Origin of the sequence: Dietzia sp. NCCP-2495, assembly GCF_026011735.1 — a bacterium.
Lineage (GTDB): Bacteria > Actinomycetota > Actinomycetes > Mycobacteriales > Mycobacteriaceae > Dietzia.
In genome coordinates, this window is record NZ_BRVN01000002.1 from 395,799 (window position 1) to 416,581 (window position 20,783).

A 20,783-nucleotide genomic window follows, 5' to 3' on the forward strand; every position below is an offset into this window, starting at 1 on the left:
ATGAGCTCTGCCACTGAACTGAACACCGCCACCGTGCTGCCCGCCGCGGCCGGGCGCCTCGACTCGCCTCTGGCCGCGAAGATCGTCCACGACGGCGCGGTGTACACCGGCGTCGAGGCGGACGAGGAGTGGGCGTCGGAGATCAGGCGCCTGGCCGCCGAGCGGGACGCGGTGATCCTGGCGCACAACTACGAGATCCCGGCCATCCAGGAGATCGCCCACCACGTCGGTGACTCCCTGGCGCTGTCGCGGATCGCCGCGAGCTCCGAGCAGTCGACCATCGTGTTCTGCGGTGTCCACTTCATGGCCGAGACCGCCAAAATCCTCTCTCCGGAGAAGACGGTCCTCATCCCGGACGAGGCGGCAGGCTGCTCGCTGGCGGATTCGATCACCGCGGAGCAGTTGGCCGAGTGGAAGTCGGAACACCCCGACGCCGTCGTCGTCTCCTACGTCAACACCACCGCGGCGGTGAAGGCGCTCACCGACATCTGCTGCACGAGCTCCAACGCCGTCGACGTGGTGGAGTCGATCGACCCCTACCGCGACGTCCTTTTCCTCCCGGACCAGTTCCTCGGCGCGCACGTGCGCCGCAAGACGGGCCGCGACAACATCTACGTCTGGGCCGGCGAGTGCCACGTCCATGCGGCGATCAACGGCAAGCAGCTCACCGCCAAGTCCGAGGCCCACCCGGACGCGGAGCTGTTCGTCCACCCGGAGTGCGGCTGCGCCACGAGCGCGCTGCACCTGGCGACCGAGGGGGCGGTGCCCGCCGATCAGGTCAAGATCCTGTCGACCGGTGGCATGGTCGACGCCGCCCGTGCCTCCGGTGCGCGCGAGGTGCTGGTGGCCACCGAGATCGGGATGATCCACCAGCTGCGCAAGGCCGCGCCGGAGATCGACTTCCTGCCGGTCAACGAGGACGCGAGCTGCCCGTACATGAAGATGATCACCCCGGCCGCGCTGCTGCGTGCCCTGGTCGAGGGTGCCGACGAGGTCGACGTGGATCCCGTCACGGCCGAGGCCGCGCGCGGGTCGGTCGAGCGCATGATCGCTATCGGCAACCCGGGGTCGGGGGAGTGACGGGCGGCGCGGTGGGCGGCGGCGTACCGGTCGCCACCGTGTCCGGCGAGAGGGGAATGGGCGACGACGACGTGGTGCTCGATCCCGACACCCGGGCCGACGCCCTGATCGCGATCCGGCGCGCCCTCGAGGAGGACCTGCGATACGGCCCGGATGCCACCTCGCTCGCCACGGTGCCGGCGGACGCGTGGGCGACGGCCCGGCTCGCCTCGCGTGGAGACGGCGTCGTGGCCGGTCTACCCCTGATCGAGTTGGTGCTCTCCGAGGTCCTGGGCTCCGGCGGCGCTGGCTCCGGCGGCGCTGGTTCAGGCAACTCGGACTCAGTCGGCCCTGGCTCGGTCGATTCGGCCGGGTACACGGTGACGCTGCACGCCGCCGACGGTGATCGGGTCTCGGCCGGCGAGGTCGTGGCCGAGATCTCCGCGCCCACCTTGGGGCTGCTCACCGCCGAGCGCACGTTGCTCAACCTCGTGTGTCACCTGTCCGGCGTGGCGACGCTGACCCGGGCGTGGGCCGACGAGCTCGCCGGGACCGACTGCGCGGTACGCGACACCCGCAAGACCACGCCCGGCCTGCGTCTCCTGCAGAAGTACGCCGTGCGGTGTGGTGGTGGGGTCAACCACCGTCTGGGACTCGGGGACGCCGTCCTGGTCAAGGACAACCACGTGGTGGCCGCCGGCGGTGTCGTGCCCGCGCTCGCCGCGGTGCGGGAGCGGTTCCCGGAGCTGCCGTACGAGGTCGAGGTGGATTCGCTCGAGCAGCTCGACCAGATGCTCGACGAAAAGGTCGACCTGGTTCTGCTCGACAACTTCCCGGTGTGGCAGACGCAGATCGCCGTCCAGCGGCGCGATAAGGTCTCGCCCGGGACGCGTCTGGAGTCCAGCGGCGGGCTCACGCTCGACGTGGCCGGCGACTACGCGCGCTGCGGTGTCGACTTCCTCGCGGTGGGTGGGTTGACGCATTCCGTCGGCGTGCTCGATCTCGGCCTGGACATGTGAGAACCGCCCCCGTCCGGCCCGGCGTCATGCCGCCACAGACCCGGCTTCGGGGAGTCGCCGGACGGGGGTGACGGGGGCGTGTGATGTGCACCCCAGCCGGTCTCGCCGATGCGGCGTCGGCGGTCGCCGGCGGCGTAACATCGTCGCCCATGACGGGCATGTGGGATTCGCACGGAGGATCGGCAGCGGAGCGGCGCCAGCGCCGCATAGAGGAGGCCCGTCGCAGGGTCGAGGCGGGAGAGAACACCCCGCCGCCACCGCCCAAGGCCCCGGCTGCCTCCCGGTCCGCCACCACCCGCACGCGGACGACCCGCACCGCCGGGGCGGCGGCGGTCGATCCGGCTGCCGTGGCCGATGCGCAGTTCGCGGTGTGGCGTAGTGTCCAGCACTTCTGCCAGAGCGACTCTCTGCCCGACGCGAGCGGGAAGAATCTCGATCTCCTCGTGGCGTGGTCCGATTCGATCCAGCAGTTCCGACTCCGTCAGCGCATCGTGGCGCGTCTCGACGCCGACGGTTCGTGGCTACCGGTCTGCTATGCCAAGGACGGGTCCCGTGACGCCATCACCCACGCTCAGGCCGAGCGCTACCGTGATGCCCGCGTCGAGGGAGTGGCGCTGTCCGGCGGTGCCATGAAGCCGCTCAAGGAGACCGACCACCCGGAGTCGACGCTGGCCATCTGACCAAGACCTTTGGCTGGACGCTCGTTCATGAGAAAACCCTCGACGTTGCTTATTGATGTGTCTACTATTGGAGTCCGAGACCCGGGCCCCGCCACCGAGGCGGATCTGCAGGAGGCCATCGCCCAGGTCGAGCCGGCCGGTGGACAGATCGTCGCCACCAAGGTCGACGTCCGCGACTATGCAGGTGTAGAGAAGGCGCTCAGGGAAGGCCTCGAGAAGTTCGGTGGTCGTCTGGACGTCGTCTCAGCCAACGCCGGGATTTTCGCATTCGGCGCCGAACTCGTCGACATCACGGACACGGAATGGGACGAGGTCGTCGACACAGATCTCAAGGGCGTGTTCCACACGGTCAAGACCGCAGGAAAGCTCATGATCGAGGCCGGTAACGGTGGGTCGGTCATCATCACCAGCTCGGCGGCCGGGATCAAGGGCACCCAGAACGTCGGGGCATACACCTCGGCGAAGCACGCGATCGTCGGCCTGATGAAGACGGCGGCACTCGAGCTGGGGCGCCACCACATCCGCGTCAACACGCTCCATCCCACCAGCGTGCGCACCAAGATGATCCTCAACGACGCGCCCTACAAGCTGTTCCTTCCCGACGTGGAGAACCCGACCATCGAGCAGTTCGACGACCTGTTCGTCCAGATGCGCCCGATCCCGGTCGCGGGCGTCGAGTCCGAGGATGTGACCAACGCGCTGATGTCCCTGGCCTCCGACGAAGCCCGGTATTTCACCGGAGCCCAGCTCAAGGTGGACGCCGGGTTCACGCTGCGCTGACCGGCGTCCCGCGGGCGACGCAGCGCGCACCGACGATCACGCGCCAGCCCTCACCTGCCGGCATCGACGCGAGAGAGCGTCGGTGCCGGCACTGCCGTTGACGGATCTCACGACGGCCGGTGTTCGTCGTGGACGGTCGATACCACCGTCACGACCACGTCATCGAGTTTCCAACTCAGTGCCGTGAGCATCTCGCGTACCTGATCGAGCATGTCGACCGATACCTGCTGCCCGCCGGAAGGGACGAGGAACGCTTCGACATGGAAGACATGACCCTGGTCGCGGACGCGGGCTCCGTGGTCGTCTGCCCACGTGACCGTGTCGAGTGCGGTGTCGATCTCCCCGATCAACGGGTGCGGATCGGTGCCGTCGATTCCGGTCGGTCGAGCATCGGACAGTCCGGCGATCGCCCCGCGCAAGTTTGCCGCTCCGTCCCTGAGGATGGACACGCTGACGATGAGCGCGGCTACCGCGTCCGCCCACCACAACCCCATCCCGATGCCGAGCACACCTGCGATGGTGGCCACGCCGGTCTGCCAGTCGGCCCGGTTCATGTCCGCGTCGGCGGACAGGACCTTGTCGTGCAATGCTTCCGCGGGCGCGGTTTTCATCCGCCCGAGGATCACCGGACCGATGCAGGACAGTGCCATCACGAGCACCATCGGCCAGCCGACCCAGATCACGTGCCCGCCGACCTCCATCACGCCCAGGGGAGGGCGCTCGCCACCGAGCAGGCCTGACCCGGAATCGACCACGAGGAACAGGCCCATGGACAGCAGTGCCACACTCGCGACCAGGTGGCCGATTCCCACGGCGCGGTGGCGACCGTAGGGGTACCTCGCCGACGGCGACGCCCGGGCGACACGAATGGCGATCAGGAACGCGATGGGTGGCAGAAACGACAGTGAGTCCTCGAGCCAGGCCGCCTTCATCGCCTGCGACTGTCCGGACACCGCGTATACCGCTGCCACGGTCACGACCATTACGGCGATGGTCGCCCACTCGAGCCGGATGGCCTTGTGTAGAGCCGCCTGCTGATCCGGCGGTAGTTTGTTTCCGCCGAACGACGGTGCCGATGCCTCCTCGCCCCTTCCGGCCGGTGCGTCGCGGGTCATTGCGCTTCGCCCGTGTGTGCGAGATGCGTCTCGAGCGCCACGAGCAGGGCGTTCTCGCCCAGTGGTGTGGCCATCACCATCTTCTCCGTCTCCCCGTCCGGCGTCACCTCGGTGGCATACGGTCGGGTCAGAGCCACCTCTTTCGACCACGGAGAATCCGCCGTCAGCCCACCGATCACCACGTCGAGATCCCCCCGCTTCATCGCCATGATCAGCTCGCTCTCGGCTCCGGGGGTCCAGTCCGGTTCGGCATCGATCGTCGCGGCGAACCCGGTCACCAGGTCGACTTCCCGACCGGCCACGCTGCCGTCGTCGAGGGACTCGGTCCACGGCACGTTTTCTGACACGCCCACTCTGAGCGTTCCGCCTGTGATCCGGTCCAGGCTGCCGTCGGTGTCCCGGGGGAACGGTCCGCCGCACGCCGTCGCGCACAGGGCGAGACTGAGGAGAACCGCGACGGCCTCCGTCCTGGTCCGGACTCTCGTGAGGTGAAACGACACGGGTGCTCCTCTCAGCTTCCTCACGGCGCCGCCCTGCAGAGCCGCCTCGGTGATGGGCCCGACGCTAATCTCCGGCGAGGTCGTCCGCACCCGCTGATGCGTCGGTCAGCGGAGGATCAGTGGGATGTTCTGCTCGGCAGCCGTGTTGGCGCCGTGGTGACCACGCAGGGACGACTCCAGTTCTTCGTTCTTCGATCGGGTCAGCACCGTGTTCCCGGAGGCGATCGCGATCACGTCCCCCAGTCGGTCGGCATGGTCCCGCCCGGGACCGAAAAGGTGCTCTTCGAGGGCCTGCTCGCGGCTGATCACTCGCGCGTGGCCCGCGAGCTCCGATCCCCAGTTGTGCAACACGTCCTGCTCGGCGTCCGGTCGGGCATAGACGTGTCTGACGCGGGCTTCGCCGGCGACGGTTCGAACGTTCGCCAGAAGCGTGGGATGGGTGTCGATGTCGATGGGGGTGTCTGCGCGCACCATTCCGTGGTCCGCGGTCACGACGAGGCGGACATCGCGTGGCAGGTCGGTCGCCAGACCGGCGACGAAGGCGTCCACGTCGCGGAGCTGGTCGAGCCATTCGTCTGATCCGGGACCGTGCAGATGCCCGGCCATATCGAGATCGCCGTAGTAGGCGTAGACGAAGCGTCTCGCGCGGGAGGGGCGGGCCACCACGTCAGTGATGGCGCGGGCGGTCTCGTCGAGTGTCGTGACCGCGCGGAAATGTCCCTCGGCCCGGAACGCCGCGCGGGTGAGCCCGGATTCGCGGAAGACCTCCCGCATCACATAGGTGATCTCGACACCGGAGTCCGCGAGGATCTCCAGCAGGCTCGGCATCGACTGCACGTCGCGGGGCAGGAACCTCTGGAGAGCAGACGGTCCTCCAGCGGACTCGAGCGTCCAGCGGAGGGGGTTGAACGAGACCGGCCCCTCCGCATCCGTCAGCCGGAAGCTGTACCCGATGATCCCGTGCTGCGAACACGGTGCGCCCACGGCCAGACTCGTGAGGCTGGTCGCCGTCGTCGCGGGGAAGCCCGCCGTGATGACCCGCGTGGTCAGGGCCGCGAGGGTCGGTGCCTCGTCAGCATGCGCGCGGATGAGTTCCGCACCGAGCCCGTCGATCAACACCACCACGGTGTCCGCGGAGGGCTCCAGGTCCAGCGACCCACGGAGACCGACACCGAGTGACGCCGCCACAGACGGCATCACGTCGGCGAGAGAATGTCCGGAGGGCATCGCGGGGATAGCGGTCATGCCCCCAGCATCCCCCATCGGGGAGAGATCCAGGCCGGGGTTGGCGACCGCGGGACAGGCCTGGCACGGAGCCGGCGGGACCCGAGCGATCACAGGAATGTAACGGAGGCCCACCGGGTCGCTATATGTGGTGGACTAACTGTCGTCGATCTCGCCGGGGTGACCGCCCCTCTACTCTCCTCGGAGGCCACCATGACCAAGACCATCGCGTACGCCGGAGCCCTGGCGACGGCCCTTCTCGTCGCCTCTGCAGGTCCCGCCGTCGCGCAGTCCGGTGAGGGCCTGTCGACGGAGGGCCTCGGCAGCTCGTCGCTGTCCAGCGGGGCAGAGGGTGACGAGGCCGGTACCGAGGAGGAGGGGCCGCTCGGCTCGGTGGGCGAACTCGCCCCGGCCTCCGTCACCGGTTCCCTGCCCGGGTACACCACAGGCCCCATCGGCTCGACCGCCGCGGTCGGGTGCAACATCGGCACCGTCGCCGGATGGGCGGCGCAGGCCATGGCCATTCCGCTCCCCGTTCCGGTGGGCATCGTCTGCGGCATCGTGAACCCTGTCGCCCGGTCCCTGGACTCGCTGGTCGTGGGTGACGTGGACGGCTCGGTCGGCGAGGTCATCGGCGGAGTCCCGGTGGTCGGCAACTCACTCGCCGATCAGGTCGACACCGCGTCCGCGACGGAATCCGTTGAGGGGGTCGTGGGAGATCGTCTCGGTTCGCTGGCCGAGACCTCCCTGTCGCCGGAGACCCAGTCGCCGGAGGCCCAGGCACCGGAATCCCTGTCGCCGGAGAACTGACACCCGGGCTGCCCTCAGCACTTACCGACGCCCTCTGCGCCGCGCCAATTCAGGCGGGGCACAGAGGGCGTTGCCATTTCCGGGGCGAGCGGAATCGCGTCCCACTGCGCCGGTATCGCGGAGGAAATTGCCCGCCCCGCTCTATTGAGGTGTAGATCACAACTCCGGGATACCGCCTGTTCACGCGCGGATTGTCGCCGTGTCGCCTCCGCTCACGGGCCGGGTGGCGCCCGTCCGTCGCTCCGCGAGGCATCGGTGTGGCTTGCGCGACACGGTGTCGAGGTCATACCGTTGTGCGCGACATAGGTAAGCCAATCCTAAGTTGGCTGACCGTAGACGTTCAGAGACGGAGATCCCCATGACCTCACCCGCCCCACGAGCTCGACTGGCAGTCGACCGGGCGAACGACCCCGTGCGCAGCCGGGCCCGCTACCTCCTGCTCGCGTTCTTCGCGATCGTGGCCATGGCCGCGCTGCTCGCCGGCTGCTCCACCGGCGCGGTCGACGGCGGGGAGGGGCAGGACACCGCCTCTGATGTCGAGCGCCAGGGACAGTTCCCGCGCACCATCACGCACGCCTACGGCGAGACCGAGCTCACCGAGGCCCCGACGCGCGTCGCCACCGTCTCGTGGGTGAACGCCGATGTCTCTCTGGCCCTCGGTGTGGTGCCGGTCGGCATGCCCCGCAACTCGTTCGGCGCCAACGAGAACGGCTCGACGGACTGGTTCGACGCCGAGCTCGAGCGCGTCGGTGGCGAGATGCCCACCCTGTACTCCGAGACCGACGGCATCAACACCGAGGCGATCGCCGCGCTCGATCCCGATGTGATCCTCGGCGCGTACTCCGGCATGACCGCCGAGGACTACGAGAAGCTGTCCAAGATCGCTCCCACCATCGCCATGCCCGAGGGTGACGTCGCATTCGGCACCGCGTGGCAGGACTCCACCCGCCTCATCGGCGAGGCGCTCGGCCGGTCCGACGCCGCCGAGGAGCTCATCGCGGACGTCGAGGGACAGATCGCGCAGGTCTCCGAGGACAACCCGGACATCCAGGACACGACCTTCGTCTACGGCACCGTGGACCCGGAGGCCGCCGAGAAGATCTACGCCTTCACCGACGTCGACAACCGTCCCCGGTTCCTCACCTCCCTCGGCATGACGCAGGCGCCGGTCATCGCCGAGGCCTCCGCGGGAGCCCCCGACCAGTTCGCCGTGCCGTGGTCCCCCGAGCGGGCCGATGAGCTCGAGTCCGACATCCTCGTGACGTACGCGACCTCTCCCGAGGTCCGGCAGGCGATCGAGTCCGATCCGCTGCTCGGTCGCATCCCGGCCGTCGAGGCCGGACGCATGGTGGTCCAGACCGACGAGCAGCAGGTCCTCTCGATCTCCGCCTCGTCGCCGCTGAGCCTGCCGTGGGCCCTGGAGAACGTGGTCCCCGACATCCTCGACGCAGCTCCGAAGTCCTGACCTCGTGACGCTGGTCGACGCCTCCACCACGACCCGCCCCCATCGCGGCACCAGCCGCGTGGTGGCGGGCGTGGTGGTGTCCGTGCTCCTGTTCGCCGCGGCGGTCGTCGCCTCGCTCTTCATCGGCTCACGCACCGTCGACCCGATGGTCGCCGTGTCCACCCTGGCGGCCCTGCCCGGTCAGCTCTTCTCCGGAGATCTCGCCGCGGCGCTCGCCCCGGGATCCGCGGCGTCCATGGACGAGGTCGTCGTCGCGGCACGGGTGCCCCGGACCATCACCGCGGTTCTCGTCGGAGCAGCACTAGCCGTGGCCGGTGCCGGACTCCAGGGGGCGACCCGCAATCCACTCGGTGACCCCGGACTCCTCGGGCTGACCGCCGGCGCCGCGCTCGGCGTGGTCCTGGGCCTGGCCTTCGCACCCGCCGCGGCCGCGTCGACCGTCGCGTTCTTCGCGGTGGGTGGTGCCCTCGCGGCAGGCCTGGTAGTCACCGGCGCCGGTCGGATGGGCGCCGATTCGGGAGCCGGGCTCGTCCTGGCCGGGGCCGCCGTCACCGCTGGCTGCACGGCTGTCACGTCGTCGCTGGTCATCGCCCTGCCGGGCGTGCTGGACCGGTTCAGGTTCTGGGGCCTGGGCACCGTTGACCGCTCGGGTCTGACCGAGATCGGAGCCGCCCTGCCGTTCATCCTGCTCGGCCTGGCGCTGGTCCTCGCCGGTGCCGCGACCCTCGATGCCCTCGCCCTCGGAGACGACCTCGCCCGGGGCCTCGGTGTGGGGCCCGCCGCCGGACGCGCCGTGGTGCTGTCCGGCGTGGTGATCCTGTCGGGGGTGGCCACCGCTCTCGCCGGCCCGATCGCGTTCCTGGGTCTCCTCGTCCCGCACCTCCTCCGCCGCCTGGTCGGCGTGGGCAACCGGGTCGTGTTGGGACTGTCGGTGATCGTCGGTCCGGTCGTGTTGCTCGTCGCCGACACCGTCGGTCGCGTGATCGCGCCCCCGGGAGAGATCGCAGTGGGCGTGATGACCGTCGCGATCGGCGTCCCGTTCCTCATCGCCCTCCTGCGTGCCGGCCAGGGGGTGAGCACCTCGTGACCGCCGTACTCGACCGCACGACGCGATCCGATCAGACCGAGGAGCTCGTCCACGAGCTGGCCGTCCGACGCCGGCGTCAGGTGCTCCGGGTCGTCGTCGGCCTCGTCGTCGCGCTCCTGGCCGTCATGGCGGTGAGGGTCCTGCTCGGCCGCTACACCGTCACCATCCCGGACTTCGTCGCCATTGTCGGCGGCGCGCAGATCCCCGGCGCCACGTTCGTCGTGATGGAGGAGAAGCTTCCCCGCGCCGTCCTCGGCGCCGTGGCGGGTCTCGCGTTCGGAGCCTCGGGTGCGCTGTTCCGGCGGGTCCTCGGGAACCCGCTCGCGAGCCCGGACATCCTCGGTATCGCCCACGGGGCGTCCGCCGGCGCGGTCACCGGAATGATGCTCTGGGGGCTCCGCGGGGTCCAGGTCGTGCCGGCCGCACTCATGGGGTCAGCCGTCGCGCTGGCCATCGTCCTCGCGGCCTCGGCCGGCCGTCACGGCGGCATCGTGGGGCAGCGGTTCCTGCTCGGCGGTGTCGCCGTGGCCGCGCTCGGTACCGCGGTGGTCACCCAGTTCATGGCGAGGCTGACCCTCAACGACGCGCATGAGGCCGCCGTGTGGACGGTCGGGTCACTGTCCGGCGCGTCCGTCGACCGGATCCTGTGGCTCGGTGCGGCCCTGGTGGTGTTGCTGCCGCTGGGCGCCTGGTTGCACGCGGCACTGCAGCCCGCCGAACTGGGGTCCGAGCTCGCCGTTGGCCTGGGTTCACGGCCCGTTCCCACGCGGGCCGCCGCGCTCGGCGTGGGCACGGTCCTCGCTGCCGCGGCCACCGCCGTCGCCGGCCCGCTCGCGTTCGTGGCCCTGTTGTCGACTCCCATCGCTACCGCCCTGGGGAGGGGCCGGCCGCACATCCTCGCCGCGGCGCTTACCGGCGCGGTGATCGTCGTGGCCGCCGACATCGTCGCCTCCGAAGCTCTCGGCACCGTCGATCTGCCCACCGGCGTGGTGACCGGCGCGCTCGGTGCACCCGCCATGCTGTGGATCCTCCTGAGATCCAGAAAGGTCGCCTGATGTCCATCTCTGCGCCCGACGCACCCACCCGGCCCTCGACATCTGTACCGCGGGACGGGGGGACCGAGCCGGCGTTCCGTCTCCGCGGGCTGACGCTCGGCTACGGAGCCGATCCGGTGATCCGCGACCTCGACCTCGACATCCCCGCGGGCAAGACCACTGTGTTCATCGGTTCCAACGGCTGTGGCAAGTCCACCATCCTGCGCGCGCTCGGCCGGCAGCTCACGCCCACGTCGGGGTCCATCGAGGTGGGCGGCCGCGACCTCGCCCGGGTCAAGGCCCGCGATCACGCGAGGTCGGTGGCGTTCCTGCCGCAGTCACCGTTGGTCCCGGAGGGACTCACCGTCGCCGAACTCGTCGCGCGGGGCCGCCATCCCCACCGCCGGTGGTGGGGCGGGGGTGACGACGACGAGGGGGTCGTGGCCGAAGCGTTGGACATGACCGACACCGCGTCGCTCGCCCATCGCCGGGTCGACGAGCTCTCCGGCGGGCAGCGGCAGCGTGTCTGGGTGGCGCTGGTCCTCGCGCAGGCCACGCCGACCCTGCTGCTCGACGAACCGTGCTCGTTCCTCGATCTGGCGCACCAGCTCGACATCCTGGACCTGGTGCACGACCTGCCGATGCCCGGGGCGACGCGGCCGGAGAATACGAACGGCGACTCGACTGATCGCGACGGCGCCGCGGGTGGTCGACGCACCGTGATCGCCGTGCTCCACGAGCTCAGCTTGTCGGCGCGCGTGGCGGACCACCTCGTCGCGGTGGCCGAGGGCGGCGTGGTGGCCGCGGGCACGCCCGACGAGGTGATCACGACCGAGAACCTGCGGCGGGTCTTCGGCCTGGACGCCGACATCATCCCCGACCCCCTCACCGGACATCCCGTGGTCTTGCCACGGAGTCGACGAAAGGACTTTGCATGACCGCTACGACCGTAGAGGCACCGCTCGTCTGTTCCGAGACCCGGGTGGTCGAGACCCGGGACCTGGGGGAGTCGTTCATCCGACTGGTCGTTGCCGGCCCCGAGCTGGCGCGCTGGTCGGCGGAGGTCATCGAGCCGGGAACCGTGCGCGACGCCTACGTCAAGCTCCTCATCCCGCCGCCGGGCGGGGAGGGGGTCGTGCCGGACCCGGCGGATATCCGCAGCTGGCTCGCACTCCCGGAGTCCGAGCGGGGCTGGATGCGGACCTACACGGTGCGCCGCGCGGACACCGTCGTGCTCGACGGCGACGCCGTCCCCGCGCTGACGATCGACATGGTGGTCCATCCCGGCGAGGACGAGGGCCCCGGCTCGGGCTGGGCGCGGTCGGTCCGGGTGGGGGACCTGCTCCGGATCGTCGGTCCGGGGCGCGGGCACGCGCCCTGGGCGGCCTGGGCGCCGGGCGAGGCGCGGCGGATCGTCTGCGCCGGGGACGAGACGGCGGCTCCGGCCCTGCTCGCGATCGCCGAGGAACTCGCCGCCGCGGGTGCTGTACCCGGTGGTTCGCCCGGTGGCGCGCCCGATGCGAAGGCGGTCGTCCCCGAGGTGAGCATCCTCGTGGAGGTCCCCACCGAGTCCGATGCCGCGGCACTCGCGGCCGGTGTTCCCGAGTTCGTGTCCGTCTTCGCCCGCGAGGGCGAGGCGGGGTCGGCGGTCGCGCGCCGACTGGCCGGGGTCCTGGATCTCGGCGAGGACAGCGTGGCGACGGTGATGAGCGGGCAGCGTCCGACCGAGCGTGAATGGCAGCCGGCCACCGCCGTGTCCGCCGGGGAGCCGTATGTGTTCCTCGCTGGGGAGGCCGGATTGGTCCGGGCGATGCGCCGACTCGCGGTGGACGCCGCCGGTATCCCGAAGGGCTCGGTGGCGTTCATGGGCTACTGGCGGCGAGGGGCCGCGGAGTCGTAGCCAGAGACACCGCGTGCACGGGAGAGCCCCTCGGGTGTGGCGCGGAGCACGAGTCGGTGCTACGGTCGCCACACTAGGTGGACAAAACCAAGGGTGGTGTAAACCATGACGAACCGGTACCTCCGTCGCGACGAAGGCCTCTTCCCTGCGGATTCGGTGTCACGACGGGTGTGGTCATATCCCACGTCCGCGCTGCTCGGCTTCATCCGTGCGGTGACGATCGAACACCTCGATCCCGACCTCACCGCGGCCGTCGATGCCAGCGGCCAGGTCCTCCAGCGTCCCGCGCTGCGGTACGACAGGACCGTGCAGTACTTCGCCACGGTGCTGTTCGGGGACGCCGAATCGGTGATCAAGTCGTCGGACGTGCTCATGAAGGTCCACGCCCGGGCCCACGGGCCGAACCCGGTGACCGGCGGGACCTTCGACTCCAACGACCCGGACTCGCAGCTGTGGATCCACATGACGGCGTGGCACTCGATCCTCTACGTCTACGAGAAGTTCGGCCCCGGCACGCTCTCCCGGGCGGAGGAGAACGAATACTGGCGGGAGTGTGCGATCGCGGCCTCCGTGCAGCCCATCCGCGTGGAGGACGTCCCGACCACGCGGGGCGAGGTGCAGAAGTACTTCGACGACTGGCGTGACCGGCTGGCCTCCTCGGAGGCGGCGGTGCACAACATCGACTTCATCCTCGACGGGATGCGCACCATCTTCACCGCTTTGCCGGCGCCGATGCGGTCGGTCCTGGGCCCGGTGATCCGATCCGGCGTGATCGCCACGTATCCGCGATGGATGCGTCCGTTGATGGGCGTCCGTCAGTCACGCCTGCAGGACGCGGTGGTCACCGGGCTGATCCGGCCGGGGATGGCGGCCCTGGCGCGGAGTCCGCGAGCCCAGATGTGGTTCCTCGAGCGTGTCGCGCCGCGAGGTGGACCGGTGCTCACGGGCTATATTCGGGGTGTACCCGCCGAGTCCTCGAGCGTCTACACCGCCGTGCAGGCCCGCGCGAAGTTCGGCGATCCCCGCACCCCGCTGGAGCAGTACGCGGACCAACTCGCCGCCCGGGGCGCGGACCCGGCGCTGGACCCGTACGAGCACAACCATCACGACGCTCCGCTGGAGTTCGTGGCTCCCCGGAGGGCCGGCTGAAGCGCTGGCCGGATGAAGTGCTGGCCAGCTGAGGTGGTGGCCAGCGGTTGTGTAGCGGCCGCACGGAGCCTCGACTGCGGGGGTCTCAGTCGTCGACGCCGCGCGCGGCCAACGCGTCGCCAAGCTGGTCGGCGGTGGTGAGCGCTCCGAGAACGGTCGGCACCACGAGCGCACGGATCGGCATCCCGAGCCCGCGGGCCTTGCGCGCCTCGGTGACCTGGCGCAGCTGCCGCGCGAGCAGCGGGATGGCGCGGATCGTCAGGACGAGGACCAGGGCGATGCGATCGGGGGACACCCCGACATGGCGCAGCGGACCGGCTGCGCGGGTCACCGCGTCGAGCATGTCCGACACCCGGGTCGTGAGCGCCACCAGGCCGGCCACCGCGATCGCGACCAGTAGCGTGCCCGTCACCCTCAGTGCCGCGTCACGATCCGCGACGATCCACTGCAACACTCCGATCGCGACGAGCATCGGCACCACCGGTCGGACCTGATCCCACGCGGCACGGGCGGGGATCCGGCCGACCAGGTAGAGCACGACCACCAGTGCGATGGCCGGGAGCAGGTGCCACGGCTCGCGCACCAGGACCGTGACCGACACGATAAGCACGGCGACCAGCAGGATCTTCACGCCCGCCGACAGGCGGTGGAGCACCGAGTCGCCGGGCTGGTAGGTCGCGAACATCAGGTGCCCAGCGCGATCTGCCGGTACCCGTCGAGCGCAGGGCCGGGGGAGTCGTCGATCACCACGCGCCCGCCGTCGACCACCAGGACCCGGTCGAAGTCGGCGACCAGGTCGAGATCATGTGTCACCACGACAAGTTGCTGGGGCAATGTCGCGAACGTCTCCGCGACCAGCGCCCGGTTCCGCAGATCGAGCAGGGTCGTGGGTTCGTCCGCGACGACCACCGCCGGTTCCAGCACGAGGACCGCGGCCAGGGCAAGGAGTTGCTTCTGACCGCCGGACAACAGGTGGCAGGGATGGTCCGCGTGCCCGGCCAGACCGTACTTCTCGAGCACTTGGAGGGCTCGTCGTCGTCGTTCTGTGCTCGACAACCCGGAACGACGGAGCGAGAACTCCACGTCCTCCACCACAGTGGGCATGACGATCTGGGTGTCAGGGTCGGTGAAGCAGAAGCCGACCTGCTTGCGGACGCGACCGCCCTTGCGGCGGGTGTCCAGGCCGCCGACGGTGACCGCGCCGGAGGTGGGGACGACGAGCCCGTTGATCATCCGTGCGAGCGTCGACTTGCCGCCGCCGTTGACACCCACGATCCCGATCCGGCGTTCGGTGAGCGTCAGGGTGACGTCGGACAGGACCGTGCGGTCGCCATAGCTGTGCCCGACCTCGTCGAAACGGATCTCCAGGGGCTCGCGTGGCTCGGTCACGCCGGGATACGTTACGCGGCAGACGCGCGGTGGCCACGCAGCGGCGCGATGAGTCCCGGGCGGGCCTTGTGGACCTGCTGCGCCACCACCGCGGTGACGACCGCCTTCGCGAGATCGCCCGGCAGGAACACGCCGTTGGCGGCGAGAGCGGCGCCGAGGGTGAGGTCGGTGCGGAGGAGCATGCCCGCCACGCCGACGGCGTAGATCACGACGATGCCGCCGAGGATCGTGATGAGCAGGCCCGGGATGAGGCGGTAGCGCGGCATCATCAGCGCGGTGAGCAGGCCGATCACGATCACGGCCGGGATCCAGCCGATGAGGAAACCGGCGGTGGGGCCGGCGAGCGAGTTGAGCGAGGTGCGACCGCCGGCGAGAACCGGGAGGGCCAGGCCGATGATGATCACGGTCACGACCGACAGGGCGCCCTTGCGCCAGCCGAGCAGCGCGCCGGCGAGCATCACGCCGAGCGTCTGCAGCGTGATGGGCACTCCGGCCGAGCCGATGCTGATCTGCCCGGGGAGGCCGAGAACGACGATAAGCGCGGCGAACACCGCGATCTGCGCGAGATCACGGGTGGCGCTGCGGGCGGGAGCCCTGTCGATCGACGTGCTCATGGTTCTCCTCGGTTGTGACGAAGCCGCACCGCGGCCCTGAACGCCGTTCATTAGAACAGGTCGGCGTGGCGCCTGCCACATCGCCCTCGTGGCGCAGCGGCACCGAGGAGGGTCGAACCTGGGGTATCCCTGTTACATGGCCCGAGTTCTCCCCGCCCACCCCGTCTACGGTCACCCCTCCGAGGAGTCGGTCGTCGAGCGCCTGCGCGACCAGCTGTCCGAGGACTCCCTCATCGTGGTGGGGCAACGCGTGTCGACGGACGAGAAGGAACACGAGGTGGACATCCTCGTCGCGATGCCCGGTGCGGGGATCGTCGCGATCGAGGTCAAGGCCGGTCAGATCACCGTCGAGGACGGGCAGTGGATCCAGGGCAGCGGGACCAAGCAGTTCGTGATCGACCCGGTAACCCAGTGCCGCGACGCCCTGTACGCGCTGCGAGGATTCGTCAGCGCCGATCCCCGCTGGCCGCGGCAGTATCAGCGCTGGACCCACATGCTCGTGTTCCCCAACGCGCGGATCCCCGACGACTTCGCCCTGCCCGAGATCCAGCGCACTCGGATCGCCGACCGCGAGCAGCTGGACCAACTCGCGTCGATCGCCTACCGCCTCGCCCAGCAATCCGGACCCTCAGATCTGTCGTTCCTGGCCCCGGAGACGGTCAACCGCCTCGCGGAGGTCCTCGGCGGTCGTGGGCTACCGCAGCGGGACGTCGTCGCCCGGGCGTCGGAGAACGCCGACATCGCCGATGCCCTCACCCGCGAGCAATCGGTCCTCCTGCGCGCCGTCGACGCCCTGCCGAGAGTGGAGATCAGGGGAGGGGCAGGCAGCGGCAAAACCTTCCTCGCGCTGGAGCAGGCCCGACGGCTGTCCAGGGACGGTCAGCGGGTGGCGCTCATCTGCTCTTCGCACGGACTGGCCGGATACCTCAAGCGTGTAACCAGCGGGTGGCGACGGCGGGAGCAGCCCGCCTACGTGGGGGAGTTCCACGCACTCGGCGTGGAGTGGGGCGCGCCCGTGGGCCCCGACGAGCGGGAGCGGACGGCCGAGGCAGCGAACTGGTGGGAGGAGGAGCTGCCGCGGCTCATGACCGAGCTGGCCGACCAGCTGCCCGAGGGTAAGAGGTTCGACGCGGTGATCGTCGACGAGGCGCAGGATTTCGCCGACACCTGGTGGAACCCGGTCATCAGGGCACTGCGCGATCGCGAGAACGGGCGGTTGATGATCGTCGGCGACGCCGGTCAGAGTGTGTTCCAGCGGACCGGACGGCCACCGGTCGACCTGGTCCCGCTGGTGCTCGACCACAATCTGCGCAACACACGCCAGATCGCGACGGCGTTCCTCCCACTGGTGGGCCAACGGATGGAGCTGCGGGGAGGCACCGGTCCCGCGGTGAGATACGTCGCCGTGGGCGAGGGCGAGGATCCCGTAACGATCGGTGACGACGAGGCCGTGCGGCTGCTCGACGAGGGCTGGGAGCCGCGAGACGTGGCGTTGCTCGTCACAGGATCGCGGCACCCGATGCAGGTGGAACTGCAGGCCGAGGGCAATGACTCCTACTGGGAGACGTTCTGGGACGGGGAGGACATCTTCTACGGGCACGTCCTGGGCTTCAAGGGACTCGAACGCCCCGCCGTGGTTCTCGTGTGTAACCACCGTGACGACATCGATCGACTGCGCGAACGCATCTACGTCGGGCTGTCCCGGGCGACGGACGTACTCGTCGTGGTGGGGAACACGGACACCTCCGACTGAGGTGACGGCTGGCTACCATGCGGCAGGAGAACCAGGGGGAAAGCCGGGATGCTGATGTACTGATCGGCGCGGTCCCCGGCGCACAGCCGCACGCGCGGCGACGGAGAGGGAAACGATGGCCCGACCAGAGTTCGAGCAACACATCGCGCTGTTCGGCGAGAGCGGGAGTGGTAAGACTGTCCTGCTGTCGTCGTTCTACGGGCGCGCGCAGGAACCCGAGGTCATCAACTCGAGCCGGCGCCACCTGGTCCCGGTGTCGCAGCCCCAGGGCAACAAGCTGCACAGCTACTACCTGGGAATGAAGAACTCGGCCACGCTGCCCCCGGCCAACCGGTTCTCGTGGGACTCCTACGGGTTCGACCTCAAACTGAAGCTGGACTCCGCTACCGGCGGAGGCACAACCGACGCACTGAGGTTGGTCTGGCACGACTATCCCGGCGAATGGTTCGAGGGCCGACGCGAGGGCGCGCGGGAGCGCGAGCGTCAGGCCGCGGGTTTCCGTGCGCTGCTGGAATCCGACGTGGCGTTCCTGCTGGTCGACGGGCAGAAACTCCTCGACCACAGGGGTGAGGAGGAGCGCTACCTCAAGTACCTGTTCACGAGTTTCCGCAACACGCTGCTGTCGATGCGCCCCGACATCCTCGAGGACGACAGGCGACTGGTGCGGTTCCCGAGGATCTGGTTCATCGCCCTGTCGAAGTCGGACCTCAACCCCGACCTGGACGTCTACGGGTTCCGCGATCTCGTGATCGAAAAGGCGGTGGACGAGCTCGATCTGCTCCGCGAGGTTCTGGCCTCCTTCGTCGTGGCGCCGGAGGCACTGGCGGTGGGCGAGGACGTCCTCCTGCTCTCCTCCGGCCGGTTTGCACCCGGCGAGATCCACCTCGAACGACGCGTGGGGCTGGACCTGCTCCTTCCACTCGCCGCGATGCTGCCGTTCGAAAGGCATGTCAGATGGACCACCGAGTTGCGACTGCCCTCCAAGGTGTCCGGCGAGCTGCTCCGGAACTCGAAGCTGGTCGCGACGGTCCTCTCTCTGGCCGCCGCGCGCCTGCCGAAACCGCTCGCGAGGGCGGTCGTGGCACTCGGTCCGTCCGTCCTCGCCGAGGTGGCTGCACTGGCGGGCAACAAGCTCCGGGAGCTCAACCGCAGCGCGCGGACCAAGGGAGACCTCCTCGGCTCTACCCTCTCCCAGTTCAAGATCGACCTGGAGGAGGCCGAGCAGGCGGTGACACTGATCAGGGGAGTGTCGTGACGATGATCTGGGCGACCCGGGGCTGGGACTGGGGCTTCCGATTCCTCCGCGACGGTGGGCTGGACGACCCCCTCGACGTCTATGACGCGGTGTTCGTCGGTGCCGGCGACGCCACCGAGCTTCTCGTCCACCGCGACGGCTACACCGGCCTGCGATTCCCCGATCCGGCAGGGCGGACGGACCGGTCCGGCCGACCGATCCCACACGAGTTCGTGCTGTGGGCCGGGGTGGTGACCGACCTCGCCTCCGTCGAGGCGGGGCGGGACTTCGTCTGGCCGCTCGTCGCGCGGGAGTACGACGCGACATGGCTGTCGCCCACGCCCCCCGAGTGACCGGCCGGCGGTCTCGGGCGGCGCGGGCGACAGGCCTGCGGGTGGGCGGTGAGTAGTGGCGCTCTACAGCGCCGGCAGCGTCCCCATGACCGACTCGGTGGTCACGGGCACCGGCAGGTCGAGCGTGCCGAGCGACCCGAGCAGCGGCTCGAGCACCGGCGCGAGGTCGCCGACCGAACCGAGGAGGCCGCCGCCGGACTCACAGTCCTCACCGGAGGTGACAGCGGTACGCAGGCCGACTCCGTCGGCGCCGGCGTCGTCGGTCCACAGCATCCGCACGCGCGAGGTGGTCCCGGTCATGCACTCGACGGTCTCGCTGTGCGTGGCGAATCCCTCGTTGGCGTGGTTGGGCATGCCTTCTGGACGGGCGTAGAGGGTGCCGTCGGTGACGAACTCGGTGCCGTCGAACGTCATCTCCAGCGAGCGACCCTCGCACACCTCGTCGCACAGGACCCGCAGGACGCCGGTCGAGGCGTCGTGGTCCAGCGCCATCACGCCCTGGAACGGGGAGTCGAAGGTCTGGTGCTCGGTGATCGAACCGTCCGCTCCGAAGGAGACGAAGTGGACCGCTCCGGTGCCCTCGACACCCACGGCGAACGCTCCGCCCCAGGCCTCGGGGAGGTACTCGACCGCCTCGAGGCCGCCGTTGGCGGAAAGTGGTCCGGTGATGCCGGACAGGTCGTACTCGTCGGTCGCTGCCAGCTCGCCGGAGTCAGCGCCGGAGGGGAGTTCGAAGCGCAGCACGGACGGGCGGCTGATGTCGTCGGCTTCGTCGTTGCGCTCGGTGGCGACGTACACGGCGCCCTCGTCGTCGACGGTCACGCCCTCGGAGTCGGGGATGCCCGCGCCGTCCGGGTAACGCAGCGTGAAGGTCCGGTCCTCGGAGTAGGTGTCGGCGGCCCGGTCAAAGGTCAGGACGTGCAGTGTGCCCGCGCCGTTGTTCACCACGTACGCGGTGCCGTCGGCGGCGATGTCCACGCCGGACATGTCGTCACCGGCGAAGGCGCCACCGAGCTCCACCGGGGTGATGGTGAGCGGGTCGAAGGGCCAGGGGGAGGTCTCGACGGGGGCGGTGTCCTCGGCGGCGGTATTGCGGCCGCCCCGCGTCGACTCACCGGTGACGGCGAACTCGCCGGTCATGTCCGGCACGCGTCCCCAGGTGGTGGCGGAGTGGCCCGGCCAGGTGGTCACGTCGACCTGCGCGCCGGTGGCGTCGAACAGCGTGACTGTGTCGTCGCCGCCCAGTCCGAAGCCGTTCGGGCCCTCGTCGGTGTAGATCGAGAAGTAGCCGCCGGACTCGATGGTGGTGCCGGCCGGGAACACCAGGGGTTCGTGCTTGGGATCATCGTCGATGATCGACCAGCCGGAGATGTCCAGGTCCCGGTCGGTGTCGAGGTTCGCCAGCTCCACCCAGTCGCCGACCGGGTCGCCATTGGACTCGACCTCGTTGATGACGATGTCGGCGGCGGTCGCGGGGACCGGGGCGGCGGCGACTGTCGCGGGCAACCCGACCGCCGCACCGGCGGCGAGGGCTGCGGCGAGGACGCCGGGGGTGAGGGAGCGAATACGCATAGAGAGCCTTTCCTGGGCAACACCTGTGAACGGTGGACCCGGAGAA

General features: G+C 69.8%; 21 protein-coding genes. 14 read left to right on the top strand and 7 right to left on the bottom strand.

The window, feature by feature from the left end; genetic code table 11:
* The 4 genes from nadA to OPF83_RS04060 all read left to right on the top strand — a co-directional run bounded on the left by nadA (position 1) and on the right by OPF83_RS04060 (position 3,538).
* Entirely contained in the window at positions 1-1,080 is a 1,080-nt protein-coding gene (gene nadA, locus OPF83_RS04045) for a quinolinate synthase NadA (RefSeq protein ID WP_264885918.1), read from the top strand.
* A 56-nt stretch (positions 1,081-1,136) separates the two neighbouring features.
* Positions 1,137-2,078, top strand: coding sequence for a carboxylating nicotinate-nucleotide diphosphorylase (gene nadC / locus OPF83_RS04050; RefSeq protein ID WP_264885988.1), 942 nt, complete (start codon positions 1,137-1,139; stop codon positions 2,076-2,078).
* Positions 2,079-2,227: 149 nt separating this feature from the next.
* Entirely contained in the window at positions 2,228-2,758 is a 531-nt protein-coding gene (locus OPF83_RS04055) for a hypothetical protein (protein WP_264885919.1), read from the top strand.
* A gap of 27 nt (positions 2,759-2,785) precedes the next feature.
* Positions 2,786-3,538: an SDR family oxidoreductase gene (locus OPF83_RS04060; protein ID WP_264885920.1), complete on the top strand. Its 753-nt coding sequence runs from the start codon at positions 2,786-2,788 to the stop codon at positions 3,536-3,538.
* A 107-nt stretch (positions 3,539-3,645) separates the two neighbouring features.
* On the opposite strand, the gene OPF83_RS04065 is transcribed toward OPF83_RS04060, so the two are convergent.
* From OPF83_RS04065 to OPF83_RS04075, 3 genes are all read right to left on the bottom strand, one after another.
* Positions 3,646-4,653 carry a cation transporter gene (locus OPF83_RS04065; RefSeq protein ID WP_264885921.1) on the bottom strand — a complete coding sequence of 336 codons (1,008 nt, stop codon included), beginning with the start codon at positions 4,651-4,653 and terminating at the stop codon, positions 3,646-3,648.
* Entirely contained in the window at positions 4,650-5,153 is a 504-nt protein-coding gene (locus OPF83_RS04070; RefSeq protein WP_264885922.1) for a transporter substrate-binding domain-containing protein, read from the bottom strand. Before OPF83_RS04070 ends, OPF83_RS04065 begins: the two co-directional genes overlap by 4 nt.
* A gap of 105 nt (positions 5,154-5,258) precedes the next feature.
* On the bottom strand, positions 5,259-6,398 hold the full coding sequence (locus OPF83_RS04075) for an alkaline phosphatase family protein (RefSeq protein ID WP_264885923.1): 1,140 nt from the start codon (positions 6,396-6,398) through the stop codon (positions 5,259-5,261).
* Positions 6,399-6,590: 192 nt separating this feature from the next.
* Between OPF83_RS04075 and OPF83_RS04080 the strand changes: the two genes are divergently transcribed.
* From OPF83_RS04080 to OPF83_RS04110, 7 genes are all read left to right on the top strand, one after another.
* Positions 6,591-7,187, top strand: coding sequence for a hypothetical protein (locus OPF83_RS04080; RefSeq protein ID WP_264885924.1), 597 nt, complete (start codon positions 6,591-6,593; stop codon positions 7,185-7,187).
* A 358-nt stretch (positions 7,188-7,545) separates the two neighbouring features.
* On the top strand, positions 7,546-8,652 hold the full coding sequence (locus OPF83_RS04085; RefSeq protein ID WP_264885925.1) for an iron-siderophore ABC transporter substrate-binding protein: 1,107 nt from the start codon (positions 7,546-7,548) through the stop codon (positions 8,650-8,652).
* A gap of 4 nt (positions 8,653-8,656) precedes the next feature.
* The gene (locus tag OPF83_RS04090; RefSeq protein WP_264885926.1) at positions 8,657-9,739 is read left to right on the top strand and encodes an iron ABC transporter permease; all 1,083 of its coding nucleotides are present in this window, start codon (positions 8,657-8,659) and stop codon (positions 9,737-9,739) included.
* Complete coding sequence (locus tag OPF83_RS04095; protein WP_264885927.1) at positions 9,736-10,794, top strand: iron chelate uptake ABC transporter family permease subunit; 1,059 nt, start codon at positions 9,736-9,738, stop codon at positions 10,792-10,794. The genes OPF83_RS04090 and OPF83_RS04095 overlap by 4 nt, the downstream gene beginning before the upstream one ends.
* Positions 10,794-11,711: an ABC transporter ATP-binding protein gene (locus tag OPF83_RS04100; RefSeq protein ID WP_264885928.1), complete on the top strand. Its 918-nt coding sequence runs from the start codon at positions 10,794-10,796 to the stop codon at positions 11,709-11,711. The genes OPF83_RS04095 and OPF83_RS04100 overlap by 1 nt, the downstream gene beginning before the upstream one ends.
* On the top strand, positions 11,708-12,673 hold the full coding sequence (locus OPF83_RS04105) for a siderophore-interacting protein (RefSeq protein WP_264885929.1): 966 nt from the start codon (positions 11,708-11,710) through the stop codon (positions 12,671-12,673). The genes OPF83_RS04100 and OPF83_RS04105 overlap by 4 nt, the downstream gene beginning before the upstream one ends.
* A 105-nt stretch (positions 12,674-12,778) precedes the next feature.
* The gene (locus OPF83_RS04110; RefSeq protein ID WP_264885930.1) at positions 12,779-13,822 is read left to right on the top strand and encodes an oxygenase MpaB family protein; all 1,044 of its coding nucleotides are present in this window, start codon (positions 12,779-12,781) and stop codon (positions 13,820-13,822) included.
* 85 nt (positions 13,823-13,907) lie between these two features.
* On the opposite strand, the gene OPF83_RS04115 is transcribed toward OPF83_RS04110, so the two are convergent.
* From OPF83_RS04115 to OPF83_RS04125, 3 genes are read right to left on the bottom strand one after another with little or no spacing between them, the layout of a single operon-like run.
* Entirely contained in the window at positions 13,908-14,507 is a 600-nt protein-coding gene (locus OPF83_RS04115; RefSeq protein ID WP_264885931.1) for an energy-coupling factor transporter transmembrane protein EcfT, read from the bottom strand.
* The gene (locus tag OPF83_RS04120) at positions 14,507-15,211 is read right to left on the bottom strand and encodes an energy-coupling factor ABC transporter ATP-binding protein (protein WP_264885932.1); all 705 of its coding nucleotides are present in this window, start codon (positions 15,209-15,211) and stop codon (positions 14,507-14,509) included. Before OPF83_RS04120 ends, OPF83_RS04115 begins: the two co-directional genes overlap by 1 nt.
* A gap of 11 nt (positions 15,212-15,222) precedes the next feature.
* Positions 15,223-15,825: a biotin transporter BioY gene (locus tag OPF83_RS04125; protein ID WP_264885933.1), complete on the bottom strand. Its 603-nt coding sequence runs from the start codon at positions 15,823-15,825 to the stop codon at positions 15,223-15,225.
* Positions 15,826-15,961: 136 nt separating this feature from the next.
* Between OPF83_RS04125 and OPF83_RS04130 the strand changes: the two genes are divergently transcribed.
* The 3 genes from OPF83_RS04130 to OPF83_RS04140 all read left to right on the top strand — a co-directional run bounded on the left by OPF83_RS04130 (position 15,962) and on the right by OPF83_RS04140 (position 19,165).
* On the top strand, positions 15,962-17,578 hold the full coding sequence (locus tag OPF83_RS04130; RefSeq protein WP_264885934.1) for an NERD domain-containing protein: 1,617 nt from the start codon (positions 15,962-15,964) through the stop codon (positions 17,576-17,578).
* Positions 17,579-17,693: 115 nt separating this feature from the next.
* The gene (locus OPF83_RS04135) at positions 17,694-18,833 is read left to right on the top strand and encodes a hypothetical protein (RefSeq protein ID WP_264885935.1); all 1,140 of its coding nucleotides are present in this window, start codon (positions 17,694-17,696) and stop codon (positions 18,831-18,833) included.
* On the top strand, positions 18,830-19,165 hold the full coding sequence (locus OPF83_RS04140) for a hypothetical protein (protein WP_264885936.1): 336 nt from the start codon (positions 18,830-18,832) through the stop codon (positions 19,163-19,165). Before OPF83_RS04135 ends, OPF83_RS04140 begins: the two co-directional genes overlap by 4 nt.
* 63 nt (positions 19,166-19,228) lie before the next feature.
* Here OPF83_RS04140 and OPF83_RS04145 read toward each other — a convergent pair whose 3' ends face one another.
* Positions 19,229-20,737, bottom strand: a complete 1,509-nt coding sequence (locus OPF83_RS04145; RefSeq protein ID WP_264885937.1) for a lamin tail domain-containing protein — start codon at positions 20,735-20,737, stop codon at positions 19,229-19,231.
* Positions 20,738-20,783 lie beyond the last annotated feature (46 nt).